Source organism: Stenotrophomonas sp. Sm2128 (assembly GCF_030985535.1).
Classification (GTDB): domain Bacteria; phylum Pseudomonadota; class Gammaproteobacteria; order Xanthomonadales; family Xanthomonadaceae; genus Stenotrophomonas; species Stenotrophomonas maltophilia.
This window is the reverse complement of sequence record NZ_JAPTFQ010000014.1, coordinates 64,186-71,726: the sequence shown is the minus strand read 5'-3', so window position 1 is coordinate 71,726 and position 7,541 is coordinate 64,186. Positions and strand designations below refer to the sequence as shown.

At 64.1% G+C, this 7,541-nt stretch carries 12 protein-coding genes; 2 read left to right on the top strand and 10 right to left on the bottom strand.

The genetic code is table 11. The features are described from left to right. The 6 genes from O0K41_RS06470 to O0K41_RS06445 all read right to left on the bottom strand — a co-directional run. Positions 1-407 (bottom strand): hypothetical protein (locus O0K41_RS06470; RefSeq protein WP_308304468.1); only part of this gene is annotated, 407 nt, incomplete at its 3' end. Beyond that, positions 404-1,069 (bottom strand): HK97 family phage prohead protease, encoded by a 666-nt coding sequence (locus tag O0K41_RS06465; RefSeq protein WP_308304466.1) that lies wholly within the window; start codon positions 1,067-1,069, stop codon positions 404-406. The genes O0K41_RS06470 and O0K41_RS06465, both read right to left, overlap by 4 nt. Positions 1,070-1,531: 462 nt before the next feature. Further along, complete coding sequence (locus tag O0K41_RS06460; RefSeq protein ID WP_308304465.1) at positions 1,532-2,020, bottom strand: hypothetical protein; 489 nt, start codon at positions 2,018-2,020, stop codon at positions 1,532-1,534. After that, positions 2,013-2,213, bottom strand: coding sequence for a hypothetical protein (locus O0K41_RS06455; RefSeq protein WP_189720636.1), 201 nt, complete (start codon positions 2,211-2,213; stop codon positions 2,013-2,015). The genes O0K41_RS06460 and O0K41_RS06455 overlap by 8 nt, the downstream gene beginning before the upstream one ends. Continuing rightward, positions 2,210-2,473, bottom strand: a complete 264-nt coding sequence (locus O0K41_RS06450; RefSeq protein ID WP_308304464.1) for a hypothetical protein — start codon at positions 2,471-2,473, stop codon at positions 2,210-2,212. The genes O0K41_RS06455 and O0K41_RS06450 overlap by 4 nt, the downstream gene beginning before the upstream one ends. Continuing rightward, positions 2,470-2,829, bottom strand: a complete 360-nt coding sequence (locus O0K41_RS06445) for a S24 family peptidase (protein WP_308304463.1) — start codon at positions 2,827-2,829, stop codon at positions 2,470-2,472. Before O0K41_RS06445 ends, O0K41_RS06450 begins: the two co-directional genes overlap by 4 nt. A 384-nt stretch (positions 2,830-3,213) precedes the next feature. Here O0K41_RS06445 and O0K41_RS06440 point away from each other — a divergent pair, with 384 nt between their 5' ends. Then, complete coding sequence (locus O0K41_RS06440) at positions 3,214-3,816, top strand: hypothetical protein (RefSeq protein ID WP_308304462.1); 603 nt, start codon at positions 3,214-3,216, stop codon at positions 3,814-3,816. A 4-nt stretch (positions 3,817-3,820) separates the two neighbouring features. Here the strand turns inward: O0K41_RS06440 and O0K41_RS06435 are convergent, their stop codons facing one another. Next, positions 3,821-4,999, bottom strand: coding sequence for an integrase family protein (locus O0K41_RS06435; RefSeq protein ID WP_308304461.1), 1,179 nt, complete (start codon positions 4,997-4,999; stop codon positions 3,821-3,823). 400 nt (positions 5,000-5,399) lie between these two features. Here O0K41_RS06435 and O0K41_RS06430 point away from each other — a divergent pair, with 400 nt between their 5' ends. Beyond that, entirely contained in the window at positions 5,400-5,780 is a 381-nt protein-coding gene (locus O0K41_RS06430) for a tautomerase family protein (RefSeq protein WP_005408320.1), read from the top strand. Positions 5,781-5,810: 30 nt separating this feature from the next. On the opposite strand, the gene O0K41_RS06425 is transcribed toward O0K41_RS06430, so the two are convergent. Genes O0K41_RS06425 through O0K41_RS06415 form a run of 3 tightly spaced genes read right to left on the bottom strand, consistent with a single transcriptional unit; the run spans position 5,811 to position 7,541 of the window. After that, positions 5,811-6,884, bottom strand: coding sequence for a contractile injection system protein, VgrG/Pvc8 family (locus tag O0K41_RS06425; protein ID WP_123958254.1), 1,074 nt, complete (start codon positions 6,882-6,884; stop codon positions 5,811-5,813). After that, positions 6,875-7,090 carry a tail protein X gene (locus O0K41_RS06420; protein WP_111117994.1) on the bottom strand — a complete coding sequence of 72 codons (216 nt, stop codon included), beginning with the start codon at positions 7,088-7,090 and terminating at the stop codon, positions 6,875-6,877. Before O0K41_RS06420 ends, O0K41_RS06425 begins: the two co-directional genes overlap by 10 nt. Then, entirely contained in the window at positions 7,074-7,541 is a 468-nt protein-coding gene (locus O0K41_RS06415; protein ID WP_005408323.1) for a phage tail protein, read from the bottom strand. Before O0K41_RS06415 ends, O0K41_RS06420 begins: the two co-directional genes overlap by 17 nt.

Sequence of the window (7,541 nt, the reverse complement as noted above, 5' to 3'; positions counted from 1 at the left end):
GGCAGCACGTCCAGGACACGCAGGCGTTGCTGCACCGGAGTCTGGATCGGCATCACGTCCGGCTGCACGTCGAAGCCAGCCGGCGGCGTCTCCGGCGAGCCCTGCAACGAGGTCAGTGCCTTGAGGCCGATTTCCAGCTCCAGCTTGCCGCTGGTTTGCAGCTTGCCGGCACTGAACTGCTGGAACTGTTCATCCTTCAGCGCCTTGCTGATCGCGTCGGCCACAGATTCCTGCTTGCGGCGCGCGCCCGGCGCCAGCTTGACGCCCTTCTCTTCCATGGTGAAAACCTTGTCGGTCAGCTTGTCCAGCTCCTCGCGCTGGGCGTCGAGCTTGGCGTCGACAGACTTCTGGAAGCCCTTGAGGGCTTCGCTGTGATCTTTCAGGGCCTTTTCGATTACGTCGGTCATGCGTTGTTCCTCAGTGAGCGGGTGATGGCGTCGAGCTGGCGTGCGAGCGTCTCAGCGCGCGCATCGTCGTCGTCGGTTGAGATGGCTGGCCACACGATGGCGGCCGACTTGCGAGCGAGACGGTTGGGCATGCCCACGTCCCGCAGGAGGTGTTCCAGCGCGCGTTCCGAATCCACCTGCGCCCAGCTCTTGACCGCATGGATGCGGCTACCAGCGTTCATCGGCTCGCGGCACAGGGAGATTTCAGGGATGGCGGTGATCTCGGTGAACACGCGGTTGCGGCCCGAGGTTTCGGCACTGCCGACGAACCCCATGCTCAGCGCGCCGAGGGAGCGATCACTTAGCCGGTCGTAGGCTTTGCGCCCGATTGTCTGCGCCGTGTTGATCTGGCCCTCTACTTCCAGGCCACGGTCAGTCACGGTCATCATGTCGATCACGCCGGCCACCTGGTCGGGATCGTGTTCGATGCGGATCTCTGGACGGCTCTTGGCTGCATCGACAGCGCGCGCCAGTGCAGACGGCAAAATGAGATCGCCCTCGCGGTCAGGCGTATCCATGAAGGACCATGCCAGGCCAGCGAAGCGGCCTTGCCCGAGGGACTTTTCGATTACGAAGGAGGGGCTAACAATCACGCGCAGGAATCTCCGGTACAGGCTTGCCAAGTGAACTCATTGGCCGCTGCCGGATCGCTGATCGCGGAGTGTGCGGTGTCGGGATCGCTGATCGCCGACAACTGCAACGATACGCCATCCACGGCGGGGCTCAATGGGTTTCGTAACAACAGGCGATTGCGATACGCCTTCTGGCGACAGGCGCCGCTGCAGTAGGTGCGTGGTCTGCCTGTCGGTGGATTTGTCATGGGCTTACCGCACATTGCGCATGCGGTGGTGGTGCACGTGGTGCACTGGTGAACGTGGTGCATCCGGTGCGCCCGGTGCAGCCCTGCGCCCCGTGCCGAGAGCGGTAGCGGTGAAGCCCAAACACGGCTCCGCTCCGCTACCGCCTGGTAGTAGTTATCTGTGTAGTGTCTGGCGCTACGGTTTTTACCCATAAATCGCTCTATCCGTAGCGCCCAGCGCTACGCTTTGGTTAATTGATCGTTACGCTGCCTTGTCGCTGTAGCGCTAAGCGCTACGGTTTGTAGCGTCTGGCGCTACCGCGATTTTTTGGCATTCGCTGGCGTATGGCTTCCAGCGCATGTATGTCCGCTTCGCATCAACGTCATCGCCGGCAGGGCCGATGTTGGTTAGGAGGAAAGATCGAGCGCGCCCGCTGCCTGTCTTCTGATCGAAGCTGCCGGCCTTGGCTTCCTCTATCCATCCACGTTCCAGCAGCGCCTTGAAGGCGTTCTGCACGGGCCGCTGAGTGACTCCCACCCGCTGCATGGCCTCCCGAACGCTGAGGAACACCTCAGCGCCAGTGGATGGCCGATACAGCGCGCGCAGTTCGATCAGCAGTGCACGTGCAACCGGATCGAGGGTTCGGTATGCCTGGCACTCCAGCTCCCAGGAATAGATGCGAACGTGTGGCGAGACCGGGACATAGGTGCTGCTGCTGCGTCCCGTGGCCCGCGTGCGTCGTTTGGCCAGCTTGCGGGCTTCTCGCTCACTCATCTGCCTCCCCTACGATCACGATGGCCACCTTCTTTCCGTAGTAGTGCAAGGGAAGGGGGGTAAAGGGCAGGCAGGCGCCAACCTGGGAGCGATAGATCACGTCCACAGTCTTAGCGGAGTCCAGGTCCTGCAGCGCGCGCTTAGCCGCTGCGGAGTTGCTCTTCTCCAGGGCTTCGAAAAGATCACCGTTCATCGGATGGCCTCCCCCAGCAGCTGGCCGACAGAGCGGCGCCACTCGGCACCAGCGCGCGCCGCGCGCGTCATGATCCACTCGCGCACGCGGGCCTCAGACGGGTTGCCCCTGTGCTGCAGGGCGCAGTCACCGCACAGCACGTAGGGGAGGGATGCCCACCCGAACTCCCGCTCCACACGATGGAACGTGCCAAACACCGGCAGCAGCGGCTTGCCGCAGCAGTCGCAGGCGATGGGTTCAACCGCAGGACGGCGGCTCATCCGACCCTCCGCAGCTTGTTGGCGTAGGTGACAAGCCCAAGCACCCGAAGCGCAGCGCGCGGCATCAGGTGGCCTTCGTAGATGCCCGACAGCGCGTAGACGTACAGGCCGCCCGGGCGGTGCTGCACGAAGCGAATCAGCGCCTCGCCGTCGATCTCCACGGCATACATGGCGTCGTAACGGTATTCCGTTACTTCCAGGTCGATCACCAGCACGTCGCCGGGCAGGTAGTTGGGAGCGTTCTGGCTGTCGGTCAGCGCGACGGTGGCCCAGCGCGCGGTGTCGGAAAAGTCTGAATGCGCGTCGGGGGTTTGCCCGATTGCGGGCGGGGATGGTTGGTGTACGATGGGCGTCATGGTCAGTTCGTTCCTTGGTCGGTTCGGACGTGGCTTTCACGGCTCACTCCGGCTGCAACCGGGTGGGCCGTTTTCATTTCAGGCGCGCGGAGCATCCGGCTTTCCCCCTTGAGATGCCCTCTCCATGGCCTGCTGGCATTCCACTAGCGCCGAGTGGCTGCACAGACGCCGCTTGCCGTCCTTGTACGTGCGGAGGTGCCCGCTGTTGATGAGCTGATATCCCCTGGTCCGTGACACCCCTATCTGCTCGAAAGCTTCTTCGATTGGGTAGGCGAGTTTGGGTTTCGTTGCATCCTGTGACATAGTTGGGCTCTAGATGAATGGGTTCAGTGGGTTTAATGCTCACAAACCCACTGAACGTAGTTAGACACACCGGGATAGCCAATGTCAACGACCAAGAACAAGGGTGGCCGGCCACCGCGTGCGCCCGGCGAAAAGCTGCAGCGGATCAACATGACGCTGAGGCCGAGCCTGTTGTTCGGCCTGGAAGTCGTGGCCCGTGATCGGCGCACGTCCCTGAGCCAGGCCGCCGAGTACCTGATTGAGCAGCAGCTGCGGAGCTATCAGGTCGAAGGGGCTCCCGCGACAAAGCTGCTGGACGGCGTGGTCGACGTAATGCGAGATCACCTCTCCAACGGGAATCCGCTGGTGGAGAAGGAGCCCGATGACGCTGAGGAAGTGGCTGCGCTGCTTCTGGCCAGCCCATCAGGCCGGGCCTTTTTCATGCCGGACACGCTTCAGACTCCGAGCGAGCGCTATTTCCTACGGTTCTACGCGAGCCTGCTACGGATCGCGAACGAGGCTGCGGCGGATGGCGACGAGCTCGCATCCGCGATGCTCATGACTGTGATGAGCTCTCTTGCGCGGCCGGACCTGCTTGAGCGACTCCATGCGGCTGCGAACGACGGGGAGCAAAAGGGCAGCCCGGTAGATGAGGCTGCGCGTTCCACCTACGCCCAATTGATGGCCGTTGTGGCGGAGCCGTAGGCAGCTACAGGAACTGCACCTGTGCCAGCTTGTCACGCGCAGCGCCCTGCACCAGGTGGCCGTAGTGCTTCTCGATCATCGCCAGCGACGTGCCGGCGAGCTTCGCCACGGTCAGCAGGTCCATGCCGCCCGCGATGGCGTCGGTGATCCAGCAGTGGCGCAGCGTGTAGAGCGTCACGCCCGCAGGTAGTCCAGCGCGCGCTGCGGCATCCCTAACAAGCTCGCTCCAGTCGCTGGGCGTCCAGACCTTCTTCCCGTCCTGGGTGAACAGGTGCGCCTTGGGCAGCTTTCCCTTGGCCAGACGGTCGAACAGTGCAGTGGCAGCGGGGGAGAGCGGTATCTTGCGGTCGTGGTCCTTGCTGCGGAACCTCACGCTGGCCGTTCGGCCGTCATAGTCCGAGCGCAGGCACAGCGACGGGTCGCCCGGCCTGCAGCCCGTCAGAGCCACGCACTCGATCAGGTCGCGCACCGGCCCCTCAGCGGCTTCCAGCAGTGCGCGGCGCTGCTCGCGCTCCAGGTACAGGCCCCGGCGCTGCCCGGCGTCCTTGAGGGGCTTCACGGCGTTCCACTCGAACGCAAGATCAGGGGATACCTTGCGGCGGGCCACGGCGTGGTTCAGGGCGGCCACCAGCGTCGTACGGATGCGGTTGATGCTGGAGCGTGCCAAGGGCTTCGCCACAGGTGGGCGGCCGCGCTTCACTGGCAGCGGCGGGAGGTCGCCTTTCTCCACGCGATCGCGCCACGCCTCGATGTGATCCTGGTGGAGATCCTTGAGGCGCACCTTGCCCAGCTTGTCGCCGTAGAGGCATCGCTCAAACCGGCGCTTGGCGTCATCCGATGCGGTCTTGCGCCCATCCTTCTCCAGCGCGGTCACATAGTCGCGGCAGGCATCGGCCACGGTGAGTTCGCTCTTGGGGGCGATGACCGCCAGCGGTGCGCCGTGCTGGTCTGTCTCGGCAAGCACAGCGCGCGCGCGGGTGCGGGCGGCCTCCACAGTAACGGCAGGCCACTTTCCCAGCGCGCGGGTGCTGGTCCGGCTCCATTGGACGTTCCAGCTCTTCACGCCCGATGGCTGCACCCGGACGTGCAGCTGCGGAACCACGGTGTCCCACAGGCGGTAGGGCGCAGCCTCGGGCTTGGCCGATTCGACGACGCTGGGATTGAGGCGCTTGGATTGCTTCATGGGCTCGTAACTGCGCGGTAACAGCAAAACCCAGTGTGCGGCCAAATCCAGCGGGACGCAATGACACGGTAAATCAAGGGATTTCAGGCGGATGCGTTGCCCCACAAGGGCCGTTGCCATCCTTCACACGGCAAGGGTCACAGGTTCGATCCCTGTACCGCCCACCATGTTGCAGAACGAAAGAAGCCTCCAGAAATGGGGGCTTTTTTGTTGCCTGACCATCAGCGCGGCTTTCCGGCATCGTTGGCAGCGCGACTCACCGGCTCCCTCAACCGCGCGAAGCGCTCGGGGGACGCACTTCACCGATGCGGGCACAGGATTCCATCCATGCGCTGTTCCGTGGTTCACGGCCGGCGTACTCTCGAGGCAGTGCCGTGCCCCCATTCCCTGGAGTGCCACCATGCCGCTCGCCCGCATCGATCTTCGCAAAGGTAAATCCGCCGACTACCTGCAACGTGTCGGCGAAGCCATCTACCAGGCCATGCGCGCGGTGGGCGTGCCGGAGAACGACCGCTTCCAGATCTTCCAGCAGCACGACGCCGGCACGCTGATCTACGACCCCGGCTATCTAGGCGTGGACCGCACCGACGATTTCATCTGCATCCAGATCACCTGGAACGAAGGGCGTACGCTGGAGCAGAAGAAGGCGTTGTACGCCGGCATCGCCGATGGACTGCACGCGGCGGTGGGCATCCGCCGCGAGGATGTGTTCATCAATCTTGTTGAAGTAAAGAAGGAGAACTGGTCCTTCGGTAATGGCGTGGCGCAGTACGTGAGTTGATGCGCGGAAAGCACCACGCATGGCGTGAATCTACACTTCGCTGCCGACCTGTTCGCCTTCGCTGGCCGGGGCATTGCTGGCCGCTTTCACTGCGTCGGCGCTGTTGGGTTGTTCGCATTCGATGCGGGTGACATAGCCCTCGCTGCCGATGCTGTGCTCGGCACGCTTGACCAACCACTGGCCATCCACGCCCTCGCGGAACCCCTGCATCACCACGGTGGCTTCGGCCATCAGTGTTTCGCGGCCGGGCAGGGTGTAGCTGAGCGTCCGCGTCTGCCGTGCCTGTTCGCGATGCTTGGCGCGCGCCGCCGCCTCTGCGCTCTCCCGGTCGGCATAGGCCATGCGCAGGCGCATGATCGGTTCACCGCTGCCGACCTTCACTTCCTGGCGCTTGGCACTGCGCACGTCGCGGTAGTACGCAATGGTGGTACCGGCATCTTCGCGTGCGGCAAGGGTTACCCGATAGTCGCTGCCATCGGCCGGGGTGAGGGTGACATCGGGAATGCGCTCGCCGCTGGCGCTGGTGGATTCGCCCCGCTTCACGAACACCAGGCGCCCGCCTCCGGGCTTGGCGATGGCATCGTGCTGTTTGGCCAGGCGCAGCAGCAGGTTCATGTCCGACTCCTGCGACTGCACCGTCAGCGGCAGCACGATGGACGCCAGCGATGCGCTCACCGCTGCGTTCAGCCCATGCTCGCCGGCCATGCGTCGCACCATGTCGCCGATCGTGGTGCCCTTCTTCCAGGTGCGTGTCTTCTGCGTCTGCAGGTCGCTCTTGCCCCCCTTGCTGGTCTCGAACGGTGCCGCCCGGGCGCGCAGCGTCATGCTGCCGGGAAAGCCGGAGATCTCCACCTCGTCGCAGATGTACAGGCCTACGCGCCGCACTTCGCCGTCATAGCCGATGAAGGCCTCCAGTTCCGCGCCAACCGGTGGCAGCTGGATCGGGTCGGACGGATCGTGGTCGGCCAGCTGCAGTTCCAGCGTGTCGGACGTGTTGCCGGTCTCGTCGGTGATGCGCAGCGACTTGAAGCGCGCCATGATCCTGTCGGTGATGTCCTGGCTGTTGGCCACCACGCGGAAGGCCGGTGTGATGTTCAATCCCACAGGGCGACTCCCTTGCGCTCGCTGGCCGGGCGCTGCACCTCCGGCAGGGTGATCGCTACGCCGGCAGGCAGTACCGGGCCGCGTGCGGCCAGGCCCGGGTTGGCATCGAACACCGCGCGCAGGATGGCCGGTGACTGCTCGCCATAATACGCGTACGCGATACGGTCTACGACGTCGCCGTCGCGGGTGCTATACGTTCGTGCCATTGCTGTGCTTCCGCAGTGAAAGGGTGAATTCCTGTTTCAGGATCGCGCTGTCGGCGGTGAACTCGCTGGCGGTGGCATCGATCTTCTCGATGACCCACAGGCCCAGGTTGCCGCCTTTGCCGGTCAGCAGTCGATGAGGCGTGCCCTGCGCGGCCAGCTTGCGCAGCTGTGAGAGCTCATTGCCGGCGCCGCGGAACTGGTAGTAGATGACGCCCGGCAGGGTCATGCTGGCTGAGCCCGGTCCGGTGTACTGCAGGGCCGCCATCTGGCCGATGCGGTCCTGCGCCTGCCAGCGATACTCGTTGGATTGCTGGATCTCCCGGAAGACCGCGGTGTTGAGGCTGAACTTGAAGCCGCCCAGCATCAGCAGGACCGGGGCGTTGCCGGAGTCATTGGCTTTGAACTGCGACAGCAGCTTGTCCACAGTGCCGGTTACGAATTCGCGTTTCAT